Raw genomic sequence first — 15,032 nt, 5'->3', positions numbered from 1 at the left:
TCTCGGCGACCTTGATCCCGGCCATCGTCGTGCCGCTATCGATCATCGCGACCTATGGCGGCATGGCGTTGCTCGGATTCAGCATCAACAACGTCTCGCTGCTGGCCCTGACTTTATGCGTCGGCTTCGTGGTGGACGACGCCATTGTCATGATGGAAAACATCGTTCGCTATATAGAGCGGGGCATGACGCCGTTCGAGGCCGCGCTCAAGGGCTCGAAGGAAATCGGCTTTACGATTCTTTCGATTACCCTGTCGCTGGTGGCGGTGTTCATCCCGGTGCTTTTCATGGGCGGCATCATCGGGCGCCTGTTCCGCGAATTCGCCGTGACGATCAGCTTCGCCGTTCTGGCATCGGGATTGATCTCCCTGACGCTTACCCCCATGTTATGCAGCCGCTGGCTGAAGCCGCATACCGGCGAGCATGAGGAATCGGGCTTCGGCAAATGGCTCGAGCGCGGTTTCAACGCGATGCTGGGGCTTTATGAAAAGACGCTTGCAGTTCGTTCTGCGGCATCGCCGCCTCACCCTGTTCGTCACCTTTCTCACGCTGGGCGGATCGATGGCCGGATTCATGAAACATGCCCAAGGGATTTTTTCCGCTGGAGGATACCGGTTTCGTTTTCGCCCTTCACCGAGGCGGCGCAGGATGTTTCCTATGAAGCGATGGTGGAAAACAGCGCCAGGCGGCGGCGATCATCAAGGCCGATCCCGCGGTGGAAAACGTCTTTTTCGCCATCGGCGGCGGGCGCGGCTCATTCAATTCCGGGCGCATTTTCTTCAGTCTCGCGGCGCAAGGCAAGCGGCCTCCGGCCCTGGCGATCATCCAGCGGCTGCGCGGCAAGCTCGGCGAAGTGACCGGCCTCAACGTCTTCATGCAGCCGGTGCAGAATATCCAGATCGGCGGCAGGCTGAGCAAAAGCCTGTATCAATATACCCTGCAAGGCAGCGATCTCGACGAATTGTACGAATGGGCGGCAAAGCTGAGCAGGCGCTGCTCAAGGAACCGGGCTTCATGGACGTGACGACGGATCTTCAGCTTAAGAGCCTGGAACTCGTGATTCGACGTGGATAGCGACAAGGCGGCGAGCTACGGCATCAGTTACGAGGATATCCGCCAGACCCTCTATGCTGCTTACGGCAACGCCCAGATCGCGACGCTATACGGCCAGACCAACGACTATCAGGTTATTCTCGAAGTCGCGAAAGAGAGCCAGCGCAATCCCGCGGACATCAAGCAGCTTTATGTGCGCGGCGAGGGCGGCAAGCTGGTGCAGCTCGACGCCATCGCGAGCTTAAGCCAGACGACCGGGCCGCTTTCGGTCAATCACCAGGGCAATTGCCCGCCGTGACGGTTGTCGTTCAATCTGGCGAAGAATTTCGCGCTGAGCGAGGCCATAACCCGCCTGCGCGCCGTCGAGCGGCAGCTTGGCGTGCCCGCGACGCTGGTGACCAATTTCCAGGGATCGGCGCAGGCGTTCCAGGACTCGTCGGCGGGGGCAGGGATTCCTGCTGCTGGTCGCGGTACTGGTGATCTATATCATCCTCGGCATGCTGTATGAGAGCTTCGTCCATCCGATCACGATCTTATCCGGATTGCCCTCGGCGGCGATCGGCGCGCTTTTGGCCCTCTATATTTTCAAAATGGATTTGAGCGTCATCGCCCATCATCGGCATCGTGCTGCTTATCGGCATCGTCAAGAAGAACGCAATCATGATGGTGGATTTCGCCATTCAGGCGCGGCATGAGGGCGTGGAGCCGGAGGAGGCGATCTATCAGGCCTGCGTCCTGCGTTTCCGTCCCGATCATGATGACGACGATGGCGGCGCTGTTCGGCACTTTGCCGATCGCCGTCGGCTTCGGCGCCGGCGCGGAATTGCGCCAGCCGCTTGGCATCGCCGTGGTCGGCGGTCTTTTGGTTTCGCAGCTATTGACGCTCTACATCACGCCGGTGATCTATCTGTATCTGGAGCATCTGTCGGGGTGGGTGAAGCGCAAGCGAGAATCAAGAAACGCCGAGCCTGAAGTCATTTAATCGGCGTATTTTTTCCATCCAGCAGCACCACCTTTGGCTTGAATCCGCGCGCTTCGGATTCTTCCATCTGCGCATAGGCGACGATGATGATAAGATCGCCCGGCCCGGCTTTATGCGCCGCCGCGCCCTGAATGCTGACGGTGCGGCTTCCGGCGGGGGCTTCCACGACGTAGGTCGTGAACCGCTCGCCGTTGCTGATATTATAGATATCCACCTGTTCCCATAGCAAAAAGCCCGCCGCCGCGATCAAATCGGCGTCGATGGCCACCGATCCCATATAATCCAGATGGGCCTCGGTCCACCGTGGCGCGGTGGAGTTTGCCTTCATCAAAGTCAGCAGCATGGTGTTCCTTCGGTATCAGCCGCCCTTCAAAAGGACCGGCGGCGCGATCATAGGCGAACAGGGTAAAGCAGAATGCGCATGGCTTGTCCACGCGGCGATTGCAGGGCCGGATCTTTGTCCAGAACCAGGCGGGCGTCGTCGCGCGCGACCGCCAGCAAATCATAGTGCGCCGCAAGATCGGCCAGCTTGTACTCCGGCGCGCCGCTTTGGCGCGTGCCTAGCATTTCGCCGGGGCCGCGCAGCCGCAAATCCTCCTCGGCGATGCGGAATCCATCCTCGGTTTCCCTTATCATCTTGAGCCGAGCCTTGGCCGCTTCGCCGAGCGGCCCCTGGTAGAGCAGCAGGCAAACCGAGCGGTCGTCGCCGCGTCCCACGCGCCCGCGCAATTGATGCAGCTGCGCGAGGCCGAACCGCTCGGCATGTTCGACCACCATCAGCGTAGAGTTCGGCACGTCGATGCCGACTTCGATCACCGTGGTGGCGACAAGCGCCTTGAGTTCTCCGGCGGCGAAGCGCGCCATGATCGCGTCGCGCTCTGGCACCGGCATTTGGCCGTGAATCAGGCCGACAGCGTTCGCGCCCAGCTGCGCCGCCAGCAGCGCGGCGCGGTCTTTGACATTGGCAAGGTCGATCAATTCCGATTCCTCGACCAGCGGGCAGACCCAGTAAGCCTGCCGTCCAGAAGCGACATGACGCTCCAGGCCCGCGATCACTTCGCCCAACCGCGCGATATCGACGGCGCGGGTATCGATGGGCTGCCGTCCCGGCGGCTTCTCGTCGAGCAGCGACGCTTCCATGTCGCCATAGGCGGTCAGCATCAGCGTGCGCGGGATCGGGGTTGCCGTCATCGCGAGAATATCGACGCCGCGGCCTTTTTTCGCCAGCTGCGCGCGTTGCTGCACGCCGAAACGGTGCTGTTCGTCGATCACCACGAGGCCGAGATCGTGGAACGCGACATCGTCCTGGATCAGCGCATGAGTGCCGACGACAAGTGACAAAGTTCCATCGGCAAGCGCCGCCGTGACGGCGCGCTTGTCCTGCGGATTGATCTTGCCGGTCAACAGACCGATCTCGATGCCGATGGGTTGCAGCATGGCGCGCAAATTCGCACAATGCTGCTTGGCCAATATTTCCGTGGGCGCGAGCAGAGCGGCCTGCGACCCCGCTTCCGCCGCCTGCAGCATGGCGAGCAGCGCGACGACAGTCTTGCCGCTGCCGACATCACCTTGCAGCAGGCGCAGCATCGGGTCTTCGCCGCTCATGGCCCCGGCAATTTCGGCGCGGCAGCGTTCCTGCGCGTCGGTCAGCTTGAAGGACAGGCTCGCCAGCAGCGGCGCGGTGAATTTGCCGGTCGCCTGGAAGGCGCGGCCCTTATGACCCCGGTTGCGGCGATAGATCATCATCGCCATCTGGTTCGCCAGCAGTTCGTCATAGGCGAGCCGCTGCCGCGCGGGATGGGCCGGAGCCAGATCGTCGGGGCTTGCGGGGTTGTGCAATTGGCGCAGCGCGGCGCTCCATTCCGGCCATTGCCGCGCCGCCATCAGATGCGGATCGATCCACTCCGGCGGCGCGGGAAGCTTCTCGAGCGCGGCGGCGATGAAGCGGCGCATCTGCTTGCCGTTCAGCCCTTCGGTCAAACCATAGACCGGCTCGGCCAGCGGGATTTTCTCAGCTTCCGCTGCGGGCGCCACGAAATCCGGGTGGCTCATCTGCTTCTCGCCGCGATATAGCTCAACGCGCCCGCTGATAAGAAGATCGACATTGGCAGGATATTGCTCGGTCAGGTATTTCGCCTGCGTGTTGAAAAAATTCAGCGTGATTTGCTCGCTGCTCGTGTCATAAGCGACGATACGGTAGGGCAGGCGGGGATTTTTCGGCGCGATATGCTCGGCGATCCTGACCGCCAGCGTCGCGGTGCGTCCAGGTTCGGCTTCGGCAATCGTGGGCCGGTAGGCACGGTCGATAACCGCGAACGGACGGTGCCACAGCAGGTCGGTGATATGCGGGCCGCACAGTTTCTCCAACAGTTTGCCCAGGCGTGGCCCGACGCCCGGCAACGACGTGACGGGGGCGAAGAGCGGAAAAAGGATGGCAGGGCGCATGGGAGGGGATTATAAGAGATGGATCATGGATGACCAACCCGAAATCCTCCACCGCCGCCGCGAGCGCCTGCGCTATCGCAGCCATCATCGCGGCACCAAGGAAATGGACTTGCTGCTCGGCAGCTTCGCCGACCGGCATATCCATGATTTCGGCGTGGCGGAACTGGACGATTACGAAAATCTGCTCGCGGAACCCGACCCGGACTTATACGAATGGCTCACGGGAAAAACCCGCCCGGAAAGCAATAAGCTGACCGGCGTGATGCAGATGTTCCTGCGGCATAAGATCGTTTAGGGCGTCTATGGGCGGTTTTCCGGCGCGGCCTTCCATGACGGCAAGGGATAGAGATAGCCGTTGTCGGGAAATTGGGTTCCGAGTTCCGCGATCGCATTCTTGTCGATAAGAATCCCTATGGCGTTATCCAGGAGAAGCTTCATCTCGACTTCTCCCTTGCGCACCACCAGCGTCTCGCCGAAAGCGCCGCCGATCGGCTCGATGCCTGCGACCAGCTTAAGCAGAGAACCGTTGGCTTTGATGAAGGTCTTCAGCATGCCGCGATCGATAAGCGCGATGTCGGCCTTTTTGGATACGATATTTTGCAGCAGCAGGCTTCCGTCGGCGCTTTCCGGCATGGCGAGCATTTTTTGCCTTGGGAAAGCTTTCCATTGCCAGGCTTTTCGTGACGTCTCCTTCGATGCCGGTGAAGGTGACATCGGGTGCGTTCATGTTCTCTCGTTTACCGTCGAAGCGATTATCGTCCGCCCGCACGACTGCGTAGACCGTCGAATAGAATGTCGGGCGCGTCATCAGCGACGATTTCAGCCGCGCCTGATCCGGCCATAGCGTCGCGCACATGACGTCGTATCGGCCCGTATTGAGTCCCTGGATGGCTTCTCCCGCCCCGACTTCCTCAACCCATTCGATCTTGAGGCCGAGCGTCTTGCCGATTTCTTCCATGATAAGATAATTGATCCCGCCAAGCTGAAGCGTGTTCGGGTCTTTCGTAATATAGGGCGGCCACACCAGATATCCGCAGCGGATGCTGCCGCGCTCCAGAACCTTTTCATAGACGCTGCCCGCCTGCTTGTCTTCGCTCCGGCCTGTCGCGGGCCAGATGCAAAGCAATCCGGCGATGACAAGGAAAAAAATCGGGAAACGCGCATAACTCATGGCCATAATCTTCATCCTTTTCCAATTTGGCGAAATGCTATCCGGGCAATCTACCGCCAATAATATAGTTTCAAAACATCAAAAAGTATATATAATGCATAATATGATCGCCGATTTTATGACGAGCCCATACTAATGATCGCGCCCGAACAAATTAAAGCCGCTCGCGCCCTGCTGAAATGGCGGCAATCGGAATTGGCCAAGGCATCCGGCGTCTCTCTGCCCAGCATCAATAATATCGAGCGCGCGCTCGGCTCACCGCGTGTCGGCACGATGCAGGCGATCGAAAATGCGTTGAGCAATGCGGGGATCGTTTTTTCCGATAATATGGGCGTCGCCTTGCATAAGGAAACCTTCGAGGTGCAGCGGCATCATGGTCCTGATTTCATCCGCGTGCTGAACAGGGATATCTATTCCTGCATGCGCGGGCCGCATGACGAGATCATGATGTGCAATCTCGACGAGCGCGAATTCCCGGCCCGCGATCCGGAAGAATGCCTGCGCTATGACGCCTACGCCAGAAAGACCGGATTCCGGGAAAGAATTCTGTTGCGGGAGGGAGATTCGTTCTTTTTATCGCAACCCTCCGTCTATCGCTGGCTGCCGCCGGAATTGATCGGCACCATTCCTTATCTTCTGTATAATGACCGGTTCGCTTTGCTCATGTGCGACGCGCAGCGAGTCCTTATCGTCCGCAACCAATCGATCACCGATACGTTCCGGCGTCAGTTTGAATTCCTGTGGAGCCTTAGCAAGGCCGTTCCGGCGCGTTCGCGCAGCAAATTGGACGACCGGAAATTCGTCGATACGCTGAAAGAAGGAATTAAAAAGAAATAAGGCGAAGGAATTTGTGCGCGGCAAGAGTATATGATACTCCCGCGTCTATGATCGACATCGACTTAAACCAAAATAAGCAATGGACCCTCGCCGGCTGTCCCGCCGGGCATGACGCGCGCGCGCTGGGCGAACTGGCGCGCAAGGCGGGCGCGGCCGGGCTGATCCATATCGCCACCGACGATATGCGCGCGGCGTCGCTGGCTGACCAGCTGGCGTTCTTCGCGCCGGACGTGACGGTGCTGGAATTCCCGGCCTGGGACTGTCTGCCCTATGACCGCGTATCGCCGAGCCATGAGATTATCGGCAGGCGGATCGCGACTCTCAGCGACCTATTGCATGAAAGCGCCGCGCCGAGACTGCTGCTGACCACGGTAAGCGCCATTGCGCAGAAAATCCCCTTGCCGGAAACCTATCGCGATGCTGGGCTGGCGATGCGTCCCGGCGGGCGGCTGGCGATGGAGGCATTGCTGGGGTTCCTGGCCGGGCATGGCTATCGCCGCGCCGAAACGGTGCGCGAGGCCGGCGAATTCGCCGTGCGCGGCGGCATCGTCGATCTGTTCCCGCCGGGCATCGATCACGCCGTGCGGGTGGATTTCTTCGGCGACGAGATCGAAACCATCCGCAGCTTCGATCCCCTGACGCAAATGACGGTGGGGCAATTGCCCGCGCTCGATTTGCGCCCGATGGCGGAGATACCGGGCGGTGAGGCGGCCAAGGAAAAATTCCGCAGCCAGTATCGCGCTCTGTTCGGCGCAGTGCAGGGCGCGGACCCGCTTTACGAAGCCGTGACCGAAGGGCGCGCCTTTCCCGGCATGGAGCATTGGCTGCCGCTGTTTTACGAGCGGCTCGGCACCTTGTTTGATTACCTGCCGCGCGCGGCGGTCAGCTATGACACGCATATGGATGAGTCCCTGGCGGCGCGGCAAACCCAGATCGATGATTTCTATCAGGCGCGCTTGACGCTCTATCAGGCCGAGAAGCAAAAACGCGCGACGAAGATGGCTATCGTCTATAAGCCGGTGCCGCCGGAGCAGCTTTATCTGGCGCCCGCCGCGCTGGAGAAAATGATGGCGGTGCATTGCCGCTTGCAGCTATCGCCCTTTGCCGCCGCACCCGGCGACGAACGCGCGGTCGATTGCGGCGGCAAGCTGGGGATGGATTTCGGAGCGATAAGAAATGCCCCAGCGCCTGGAGGAGGGGAGGCGCACGGCATTTTCCCGGCGCTGCATAGCTATTTTATCGGACAGCAAAAACAGAATAAGCGAACGGCGCTGGCTTGCTATAGTTCCGGCGCGCGCGAAAGACTGCTGGTCATGGCCCGCGAGCAGGGCGTCGATATGCTGGCCGCCGTCGATAGCTATGACGCGCTGCGCCGTTTGCCGGGCAATGCGGCAGGGGCAATTATTCTCGGCCTCGATCATGGTTTCGTCAGCGGCGATCTCGCTGTGGTCACGGAGCAGGATTTGCTCGGCGACCGGCTTATCCGCGCTCCCCGGAAAAGGCGCGCCGCCGACCAGTTCCGCCTGGAGCTTGGGGCGCTCGATCTCGGCGATCTGGTGGTGCATGCCGAGCACGGCATCGGGCGCTATGAGGGGCTGGAGACACTGCATGTTTCCGGCGCGGCGCATGATTGCCTCAAAATTATCTATGACGGCGGCGATAAGCTGTTCGTGCCGGTCGAAAATCTCGAAGTGCTGTCGCGCTACAGTTCCGACAATTCCGGCGCGTCGCTGGATAAGCTCGGCGGCGTCGGCTGGCAAAATCGGCGGGCGCGGGTCAAGAAACGCCTGAAAGACATGGCGGACGAGCTGCTGAAAATCGCCGCCGCGCGTGAATTGCGCCAGGGCGAGCGTATCGAAGCGGCGGACGGCGTGTTCCATGAATTCTGCAGCCGGTTTCCCTATATGGAAACCGACGATCAATCGCAAGCCATCGAAGATGTCGCGGGCGATCTTGCCAGTGGAAAGCCCATGGATCGGCTTATCTGCGGCGATGTCGGATTCGGAAAGACGGAAGTCGCCTTGCGCGCCGCTTTCCTGGCGGCGCAGGCGGGGTTGCAGGTCGTGGTGGTGGTGCCGACGACACTGCTGGCGCGGCAGCATTACCAGAATTTCACCCGCCGTTTCGCCGGATTTCCGTTCCGCATCGCGCAGCTGTCGCGTTTCGTTCCGGTGAAGGACGCCGCGCAGACCAAGCAGGAGGCGCGCGACGGCAATGTGGACATCGTCATCGGCACCCACGCGCTGCTGGCGAAAGATATGGCGTTCAAGAATCTCGGCCTGCTCATCATCGACGAAGAGCAGCATTTCGGTGTCAAGCAGAAGGAAAAGCTGAAACAGTTGCGCAGCGAGGTTCATGTGCTGACGCTCACCGCCACGCCGATTCCGCGCACGCTGCAACTGGCGCTCGCGGGCGTGCGCGAGCTCAGCCTGATCGCCACGCCGCCGGTCGATAGGCTCGCGGTGCATACGTTCGTGCTGCCCTACGATCCGATGGTGATCCGCGAGGCGATCATGCGCGAGCATTTCCGAGGCGGGCAGATTTTCTATGTCTGTCCGCGCATCGAGGATATGGCGGAGGTCGAGCGCGGCCTGCGCGAACTGGTGCCCGAAGCGCGGATGGTCAGCGCCCACGGACGCATGAGTCCGACGGCGCTTGAAGATATCATGACCGCGTTCGACGCCGGGCAGTTCGATGTGCTGCTTTCGACCAATATCGTCGAATCCGGCCTCGATATTCCGAACGCCAACACGCTGATCATTCATCGCGCCGATATGTTCGGCCTCGGGCAGCTTTACCAGCTGCGCGGGCGCGTCGGGCGCGGCAAGCAGCGCGCCTATGCCTATTTCACCTACGCGCCGCAGCAGATTCTGGCGCAGACCGCACAGCGGCGGCTGGAGGTGATCCAGACTCTCGACCAGTTGGGCGCGGGCTTCCAACTTGCGAGTCACGACATGGATATTCGCGGCTCCGGCAATCTGCTCGGCGAAGAGCAGTCGGGCCATATCCGCGAAGTCGGCATCGAACTTTATCAGCAGATGCTGGAGGATGCCGTCGCGGCGGCGCGGGCGGGCGGCGCGGAACATGTCGAGCGCGATTGGACGCCGCAAATTCATCTCGGCGTGCCGGTCTTGATTCCGGAAACCTATGTCGCCGATCTGCATGTCCGGCTCGGGCTTTACCGTCGGATCGCGGGGCTGGTCGATCAGGCGGAGATCGACGGCTTCGCGGCGGAGCTTGCCGACCGTTTCGGCAAGCTGCCGGACGAAGTGGAAAACCTGCTGCACACCATCGCTGTCAAGCAAATCTGCAAGCAGGCCGGGATCGACCGCGTCGATGTCGGGCCGAAGGGCGCGGTCATTTCATTCTACCAAAACAGCTTCGGCAATCCGGAGAAGTTGATCGCCTGGCTTAACAAGCAAAGCGGTCTGGCTAAAATGCGCCCCGACCAGAAGTTGGTTTTGATCCGCACTTGGGATGATCCCGCCGGACGTTTGCGCGGCCTGCGCCGGGAACTGACCCAGCTTGCGGAATTGGCGGCTTAAGATATATTGCCGATAGATGGATGATATTTCCTTTTTCGGCCTCGGCGGGCTTTTTCTTCTAGCCTTAATCGCGGGCACGATCGATGCGATGGTGGGCGGCGGTGGGCTATTGACGGTGCCCGGCCTGATGGCGAGCGGCCTGTCTCCCGTTGCCGCCCTCGCCACCAATAAATTCCAGGGCATCTTCAGCACATTAAGCGCGACTATTCATTTCTGGCGCATGGGCAAGCTGCGGCTGCGTGATCATTGGATTCCCGCGCTGACGGCGTTCGCCGGATCGATCGTAGGAGCCTTAAGCGTTTCTTTCCTGGATCAAGGCGTTTTGCGAATTCTGATACCGTTCTTATTGATCGGAATCGCTTTATGGATTTTGTGCAGCCCCAAACTAGGCGAGGTGCCACGGGCGGCGCGATTATCTTTCGCCGTCTCTAACTTCACTCTCATTCCTCTCATCGGTTTTTACAATGGATTCTTCGGCCCTGGGACGGGAACTTTCTTCGCCATGGGGCTGGTAAGTTTTCTGGGATTAAGGCTGGATGAAGCCACCATGCGGGCCAAAATCTATAATTTCATGAGCAGTGTCGGCGCGTGCCTGTTTTTTCTCTTCGGCGGGCAAATTGCGTGGCTTCAGGGCGCCGTGATGGCGATTGGCATGGTCATCGGCGGCAATATTGGCGCCCGCATGGTGCTTCGTCATGGAGCTGGCCTGCTTAAGCCTTTGCTGGTCGTGGTATCCCTAAGCATGAGCCTGAAATTGCTGTGGCAAGAGGGACTGCTGCAAAAAGTTTTCGGTTTTTAGTGGCGGGCTGTTTTCCCATCTTCGCCAGCTTGCGGAATTGGCGGCTTAAGGGTATGAAAGAATCATGACCGAAGACTACGCGCAAACCAAGGCCCGGCAGGCGCTTTCTGCCATGCGAGGCAACAAGGACGAGGCGCAGAAGCTGCTCATCGCCTGGGCGGTGCGCGACCAGACTTTGCTGCTCGGCCTTGCCAAGCCGCACATGAAATCCATGGCGAGTTTCGCGCTGGATCAGGCGGCGAAGGAAATCGCCGAGCATGGCGGCGTGAAAGGCGGAACCCTGCCGCCGGATATTTTATCGAGGATCATGGATCAAGTCGGTTTGCGCCGCTCGGTTCCCGCATCGCAGGGCGCGGAGCAGGAACCCATCCTCGTCGATCCCGTGCGTCAGGCGAATACCTGGCAGACCATCGCGGCGGCTTTCAAGAAGAAGGCCGACGCGAAAGAATAGCGTCGGCAGAAGCCTATCCGCCTGATGCCGCCCGCATCGCCTCCAGCTCCAGCCATCGCGTTTCCGCCTGCTCCAGTTCGAACTTAGCCGCGCCGATGCGGCGCGACAGTTTGTCGAAGCTTTCCGGCTCGCGCGTATAGAGCGTCGGATCGGCCATTTGCACTTCGATGTAAGCGATTTCTTCCTCTAGCGCACGAATGCGTTCCGGCAGCTTGTCCAGCTCGAATTGCTGCTTGAAGGACATACGCGGCGCGGCAGCTTTCTGTTTCGGCGCGCTTGCCGGTTTCGGCGGCGGCGCGGTGATTTCGGCCTCCTCCTCGTCGTCGTAATCTTGCCTCGGGCGAAGGCCGTCGCGCTTTGCCGCCAGATAATCCTGATAGCCGCCGATATAACCGTCGATGCGCCCTTCGCCCTCGAAGGCGAGGATTTTCGTTACCGTCTGGTCAAGAAAATCGCGGTCATGGCTGACGACGATCAGCGTGCCGGTATAGTGCGACAGAATATCCTCGAGCCGGTCGAGCGTATCCATGTCGAGATCGTTGGTCGGTTCGTCGAGGATCAGCAACTGGCCGGGATTGGCGAGGATTTTGGCGAGCAGCAGGCGGTTTTTCTGCCCGCCGGAAAGCACCGATACGGGATGGGCGGCCATCTTGGGATCGAACAGGAAATCTTTCAGATAGCCGCAGACATGACGTGTCTTGCCCATGACTTCGATGTAATCGCCGCCACCGGGGCATAAAGTCCGTTGCAGCGAATGATCCGGGTTGAGTTCTTGGCGCTTCTGGTCGAAATAGGAGAAGGCGATGTCACGCGCCAGTTTGACCGATCCCATATCCGGCTTTTCCTCACCGACCAGCATTTTCAGGAAGCTGGTCTTGCCCGCGCCGTTCTTGCCGACGATGCCGATGCGGTCGCCGCGCAGAATCCGCAGGCTGAATTTCTTGAGGATGGTCTTGGTGCGCCCGTTTCTTTCGTCCGTGTATGATTTATCCGCTCGGTAGAATTCCGCGGCGATGCGCGACGAGGCGGCGTCGGTATCGAGTCCCGGCAATTCGATCTTGGCCAGCATGCGGGCGAGGGCGTGCTTGTCCGATTTCAGTTTTTTGCGCTCTTCTTTCATCAGATCGAGGCGGCGAACATTGCGCTTGCGCCGCGCCTTCACCCCCCGGCTGGCCCATTCCAGTTCCAGGTCCAGCACTTTCTGCCGGTTGTGAAGCTCGCGTTCTTCTTGCTCCAGCAGCATGGCCGACCATTCCTCGAAATCGGCGAAGCCCTTCGGGCAGATTTTCAGCCTGCCGCGATCCAGCCAGAATACCTGATCGGAGATATTGCCGAGGAAAGTCTTGTCGTGGCTGACGCAGACCAGCGCGCCGTTGTAATAGCGCAGGTAATTCTCCAGCCATTCGATGACGTCGAGATCGAGATGATTGGTCGGCTCGTCGAGCAGCAGGATTTCCGGCTCCTCGACCAGCGCGCGGGCCAAAGCGGCGCGCCGTAGCTGCCCGCCCGACAGCGCGTCCATGCGGTCTTCGACATGCAGGTCGAGCGGCTGGATCACTGCCTCGATCTTATAGGCGTGAAGCTCGGCGTCTTCCCGGCCGATGAATTCCTCGAAGATATATTCATAAACGGTCTGCCCCGGCTTCGGCGCCACTTCCTGCTTCAGATAGCCGATGGTCGTGCTTTGCAGCTGCCAGCGCGTGCCGCCGTCAAGCTCGCATTGATCGGTGATGATGTTCATCAGCGTGGTCTTGCCCGCGCCGTTCTTGCCGACAAGACAGATTTTATCGCCCTGGCGGATGTTGAAGGTCAAATCCTCGAACAGAACCTTATCGCCGAAGCGGATGCAGGCATTTTGGACGTTGAGCAGGACGGTGGCGGCCATGGATTTCAGGTGACGGAGTGCGGGACGGACGGCAAAGCGGCGGAATCTCGCCTCCGGAAAGGAGGGAGGCCGCGCCGCTCTGCTTCATCAAGTTACGGAGACGGCGTTTGCTGTCCGCTCAGGCCGGTGATAATGGGGCGAGCGGGCCGGGTATCGATTTCCTTGTTATCCTGACGCACGGCATGGCCGGGTTTGGCGGGCCGCTGCGAGAGATGTCCGCCGCGCAGCGCCAATGCGATCTTCGGATCGTCGAGCTTGAATTGCACCGCCACGACGGGCGGCGCTATATCGGAATTAATGTAGCGCGCGGCGAGGTCGTTCGCGGACTCGTAGGCGGCAGCGCAAGCGTCGGGAGCATAGCCCCGATTCACGCAATCACTTACAGGCGTTTCTTCCGTCGTATTGAAGGCGCCCGTCTTTTCTGCCTTGTCGAGGATACCGGCTCGCTGGCGCGTTTCCTGCCATTGGGCCTTTGTAGCATCGGAAAGGTATTTAAATGTCGCGGCGCCCCCGCCGACCGTAACGACAAATAACAATGCCGTCTTGGCGCGACTGAATTTTTTGCTTACCGGCATGCCGATCTCCTGTTGCTAGGTAGAATAATATCCGCGCAACGTATCATTCGCGGGCGGGATTCCCAATGCCGTATTTATTTTCACGGCGGAAGAATCCGAGCGTTAACCAGTAAAACCGGGGGTTTCCAGCCCTTCCGCTTTGTCCTTGGCGGCGATGAGCGCGTCGATGGCGGCGCGCTCGGCGGCGGAGAGGCGCAGGCTGGCGGATTTAAGCTGGCCGCAAGCCGCCATGATGTCGCGCCCGCGCGGCGTGCGCACGGGGCTGGCGTAACCGGCGCGATTGACGATGTCGCCGAATTTCTCGATGCGGTCGTCGTCCGAGCATTCGAACGGCGCGCCGGGCCAGGCGTTGAAGGGGATCAGGTTGATCTTGGCGGGAATGCTGCCGATGAGCTTCACCAGGGCGCGGGCGTCGGCGTCGCTGTCATTGACGCCTTTCAGCATCACATATTCGAACGTGATCCGCCTCGCGTTCGACAGGCCCGGATAGTCGCGGCAAGCCTGCATCAAATCCTTGATCGGATATTTGCGGTTCAGCGGGATGATCTTGTCGCGCAGCTCGTCATTCACGGCATGCAGGCTGATAGCGAGATTGACGCCGAGTTCTTCGCCGCAGCGCTTGATTTCCGGCACGACGCCGGAGGTCGAGAGCGTGATGCGCCGCCTGGAAATCGCGATGCCTTCATTGTCCATGACGATTTTCAGCGCCTTCGCCACATTGTCGAAATTGTAAAGCGGCTCGCCCATGCCCATCATCACGATGTTGGACAGCATGCGGGTTTCCTTGGTGGACGGCCATTCGCCCAGCATGTCGCGCGCCAGCATTACCTGGCCGACGATTTCCGCCGCGCTAAGATTGCGCACCAGCTTTTGCGTGCCGGTATGGCAGAAGCGGCAGGTCAGCGTGCAGCCGACCTGCGACGAGACGCATAGCGCGCCGCGATCCTCCTCCGGGATATGCACGGCTTCGACTTCCTGACCGTCCGCCATCTTGAGCAGCCATTTGCGCGTGCCGTCTTCCGACTGCTGATCCTGCGTGACGGCGGGCCGGGCGATGGTGAAATGCTCCGCCAACTTCTCGCGCGCGGGCTTGGCGAGATTGGTCATCGCCGCGAAGTCCGTGACGCCGCGGCAGTAAATCCACGACCAGACCTGCTTGGCGCGGAATTTCTCCATGCCGAGCGCGTCGAATTCCGCCCGCATCTCGTCGAACGACAGGCCGACGAGATTGCGGCCTGCGTTTCCGGCAACGGGCGCGGCTGCGTGTTTTTCCGATTGTGTCATGGGTG

At 60.2% G+C, this 15,032-nt stretch carries 14 protein-coding genes and 3 pseudogenes; 10 read left to right on the top strand and 7 right to left on the bottom strand.

Annotation, left to right across the window (positions count from 1 at the left end):
- Positions 1-29: 29 nt before the first annotated feature.
- The 5 genes and pseudogenes from WDO70_06895 to WDO70_06875 all read left to right on the top strand — a co-directional run bounded on the left by WDO70_06895 (position 30) and on the right by WDO70_06875 (position 2,035).
- A pseudogene (locus WDO70_06895) lies at positions 30-440 on the top strand (efflux RND transporter permease subunit).
- 275 nt (positions 441-715) lie between these two features.
- Positions 716-1,351 (top strand): annotated as a pseudogene (locus WDO70_06890) (efflux RND transporter permease subunit).
- 3 nt (positions 1,352-1,354) lie between these two features.
- Positions 1,355-1,561: a hypothetical protein gene (locus tag WDO70_06885; protein MEJ0062920.1), complete on the top strand. Its 207-nt coding sequence runs from the start codon at positions 1,355-1,357 to the stop codon at positions 1,559-1,561.
- A pseudogene (locus WDO70_06880) lies at positions 1,551-1,604 on the top strand (hypothetical protein). Before WDO70_06885 ends, WDO70_06880 begins: the two are co-directional and overlap by 11 nt.
- 203 nt (positions 1,605-1,807) lie before the next feature.
- Positions 1,808-2,035: an efflux RND transporter permease subunit gene (locus WDO70_06875; GenBank protein MEJ0062919.1), complete on the top strand. Its 228-nt coding sequence runs from the start codon at positions 1,808-1,810 to the stop codon at positions 2,033-2,035.
- Here WDO70_06875 and panD read toward each other — a convergent pair.
- Both panD and recG read right to left on the bottom strand, forming a co-directional pair.
- Positions 2,028-2,378 (bottom strand): aspartate 1-decarboxylase, encoded by a 351-nt coding sequence (panD, locus tag WDO70_06870; protein ID MEJ0062918.1) that lies wholly within the window; start codon positions 2,376-2,378, stop codon positions 2,028-2,030. The two genes, WDO70_06875 and panD, sit on opposite strands and share 8 nt — an antisense overlap.
- 47 nt (positions 2,379-2,425) lie before the next feature.
- Positions 2,426-4,480 carry an ATP-dependent DNA helicase RecG gene (gene recG, locus WDO70_06865; protein ID MEJ0062917.1) on the bottom strand — a complete coding sequence of 685 codons (2,055 nt, stop codon included), beginning with the start codon at positions 4,478-4,480 and terminating at the stop codon, positions 2,426-2,428.
- 25 nt (positions 4,481-4,505) lie between these two features.
- On the opposite strand from recG, the gene WDO70_06860 reads away from it, so the two are divergent.
- The gene (locus WDO70_06860) at positions 4,506-4,775 is read left to right on the top strand and encodes a succinate dehydrogenase assembly factor 2 (GenBank protein ID MEJ0062916.1); all 270 of its coding nucleotides are present in this window, start codon (positions 4,506-4,508) and stop codon (positions 4,773-4,775) included.
- Between the two features lie 5 nt (positions 4,776-4,780).
- Here the strand turns inward: WDO70_06860 and WDO70_06855 are convergent, their stop codons facing one another.
- Entirely contained in the window at positions 4,781-5,032 is a 252-nt protein-coding gene (locus WDO70_06855; GenBank protein ID MEJ0062915.1) for a hypothetical protein, read from the bottom strand.
- Positions 4,992-5,657 (bottom strand): transporter substrate-binding domain-containing protein, encoded by a 666-nt coding sequence (locus WDO70_06850; GenBank protein MEJ0062914.1) that lies wholly within the window; start codon positions 5,655-5,657, stop codon positions 4,992-4,994. The genes WDO70_06855 and WDO70_06850 overlap by 41 nt, the downstream gene beginning before the upstream one ends.
- A gap of 129 nt (positions 5,658-5,786) precedes the next feature.
- Between WDO70_06850 and WDO70_06845 the strand changes: the two genes are divergently transcribed.
- The 4 genes from WDO70_06845 (at position 5,787) to WDO70_06830 (ending at position 11,283) form a co-directional block, all read left to right on the top strand.
- Positions 5,787-6,488: a helix-turn-helix transcriptional regulator gene (locus WDO70_06845; GenBank protein ID MEJ0062913.1), complete on the top strand. Its 702-nt coding sequence runs from the start codon at positions 5,787-5,789 to the stop codon at positions 6,486-6,488.
- A gap of 47 nt (positions 6,489-6,535) precedes the next feature.
- On the top strand, positions 6,536-10,033 hold the full coding sequence (gene mfd / locus WDO70_06840) for a transcription-repair coupling factor (GenBank protein MEJ0062912.1): 3,498 nt from the start codon (positions 6,536-6,538) through the stop codon (positions 10,031-10,033).
- A gap of 16 nt (positions 10,034-10,049) precedes the next feature.
- Positions 10,050-10,832: a TSUP family transporter gene (locus WDO70_06835; protein MEJ0062911.1), complete on the top strand. Its 783-nt coding sequence runs from the start codon at positions 10,050-10,052 to the stop codon at positions 10,830-10,832.
- A 64-nt stretch (positions 10,833-10,896) separates the two neighbouring features.
- Entirely contained in the window at positions 10,897-11,283 is a 387-nt protein-coding gene (locus tag WDO70_06830; protein ID MEJ0062910.1) for a hypothetical protein, read from the top strand.
- Between the two features lie 13 nt (positions 11,284-11,296).
- Here the strand turns inward: WDO70_06830 and WDO70_06825 are convergent, their stop codons facing one another.
- From WDO70_06825 to rlmN, 3 genes are all read right to left on the bottom strand, one after another.
- Complete coding sequence (locus WDO70_06825) at positions 11,297-13,168, bottom strand: ABC-F family ATP-binding cassette domain-containing protein (GenBank protein ID MEJ0062909.1); 1,872 nt, start codon at positions 13,166-13,168, stop codon at positions 11,297-11,299.
- Between the two features lie 92 nt (positions 13,169-13,260).
- Positions 13,261-13,743, bottom strand: a complete 483-nt coding sequence (locus WDO70_06820) for a hypothetical protein (GenBank protein MEJ0062908.1) — start codon at positions 13,741-13,743, stop codon at positions 13,261-13,263.
- Positions 13,744-13,845: 102 nt separating this feature from the next.
- On the bottom strand, positions 13,846-15,027 hold the full coding sequence (rlmN, locus tag WDO70_06815) for a 23S rRNA (adenine(2503)-C(2))-methyltransferase RlmN (protein MEJ0062907.1): 1,182 nt from the start codon (positions 15,025-15,027) through the stop codon (positions 13,846-13,848).
- Positions 15,028-15,032: the final 5 nt, after the last annotated feature.

Source organism: Alphaproteobacteria bacterium (genome assembly GCA_037200005.1).
Classification (GTDB): domain Bacteria; phylum Pseudomonadota; class Alphaproteobacteria; order UBA9219; family RFNS01; genus JBBCGY01.
The sequence above is the reverse complement of the archived record's forward strand: the minus strand, read 5'-3'. Positions and strand labels throughout refer to the sequence as shown.

Excerpts from the sequence above, each read along its gene's own strand:
- WDO70_06875 (MEJ0062919.1), top strand. The coding sequence starts at position 1,808 with ATGATGACGACGATGGCGGCGCTGTTCGGCACTTTGCCGATCGCCGTC.
- panD (MEJ0062918.1), bottom strand. The coding sequence starts at position 2,378 with ATGCTGCTGACTTTGATGAAGGCAAACTCCACCGCGCCACGGTGGACC.
- recG (MEJ0062917.1), bottom strand. The coding sequence starts at position 4,480 with ATGCGCCCTGCCATCCTTTTTCCGCTCTTCGCCCCCGTCACGTCGTTG.
- WDO70_06860 (MEJ0062916.1), top strand. The coding sequence starts at position 4,506 with ATGGATGACCAACCCGAAATCCTCCACCGCCGCCGCGAGCGCCTGCGC.
- WDO70_06855 (MEJ0062915.1), bottom strand. The coding sequence starts at position 5,032 with ATGCTGAAGACCTTCATCAAAGCCAACGGTTCTCTGCTTAAGCTGGTC.
- WDO70_06850 (MEJ0062914.1), bottom strand. The coding sequence starts at position 5,657 with ATGGCCATGAGTTATGCGCGTTTCCCGATTTTTTTCCTTGTCATCGCC.
- WDO70_06845 (MEJ0062913.1), top strand. The coding sequence starts at position 5,787 with ATGATCGCGCCCGAACAAATTAAAGCCGCTCGCGCCCTGCTGAAATGG.
- mfd (MEJ0062912.1), top strand. The coding sequence starts at position 6,536 with ATGATCGACATCGACTTAAACCAAAATAAGCAATGGACCCTCGCCGGC.
- WDO70_06835 (MEJ0062911.1), top strand. The coding sequence starts at position 10,050 with ATGGATGATATTTCCTTTTTCGGCCTCGGCGGGCTTTTTCTTCTAGCC.
- WDO70_06830 (MEJ0062910.1), top strand. The coding sequence starts at position 10,897 with ATGACCGAAGACTACGCGCAAACCAAGGCCCGGCAGGCGCTTTCTGCC.
- WDO70_06825 (MEJ0062909.1), bottom strand. The coding sequence starts at position 13,168 with ATGGCCGCCACCGTCCTGCTCAACGTCCAAAATGCCTGCATCCGCTTC.
- WDO70_06820 (MEJ0062908.1), bottom strand. The coding sequence starts at position 13,743 with ATGCCGGTAAGCAAAAAATTCAGTCGCGCCAAGACGGCATTGTTATTT.
- rlmN (MEJ0062907.1), bottom strand. The coding sequence starts at position 15,027 with ATGACACAATCGGAAAAACACGCAGCCGCGCCCGTTGCCGGAAACGCA.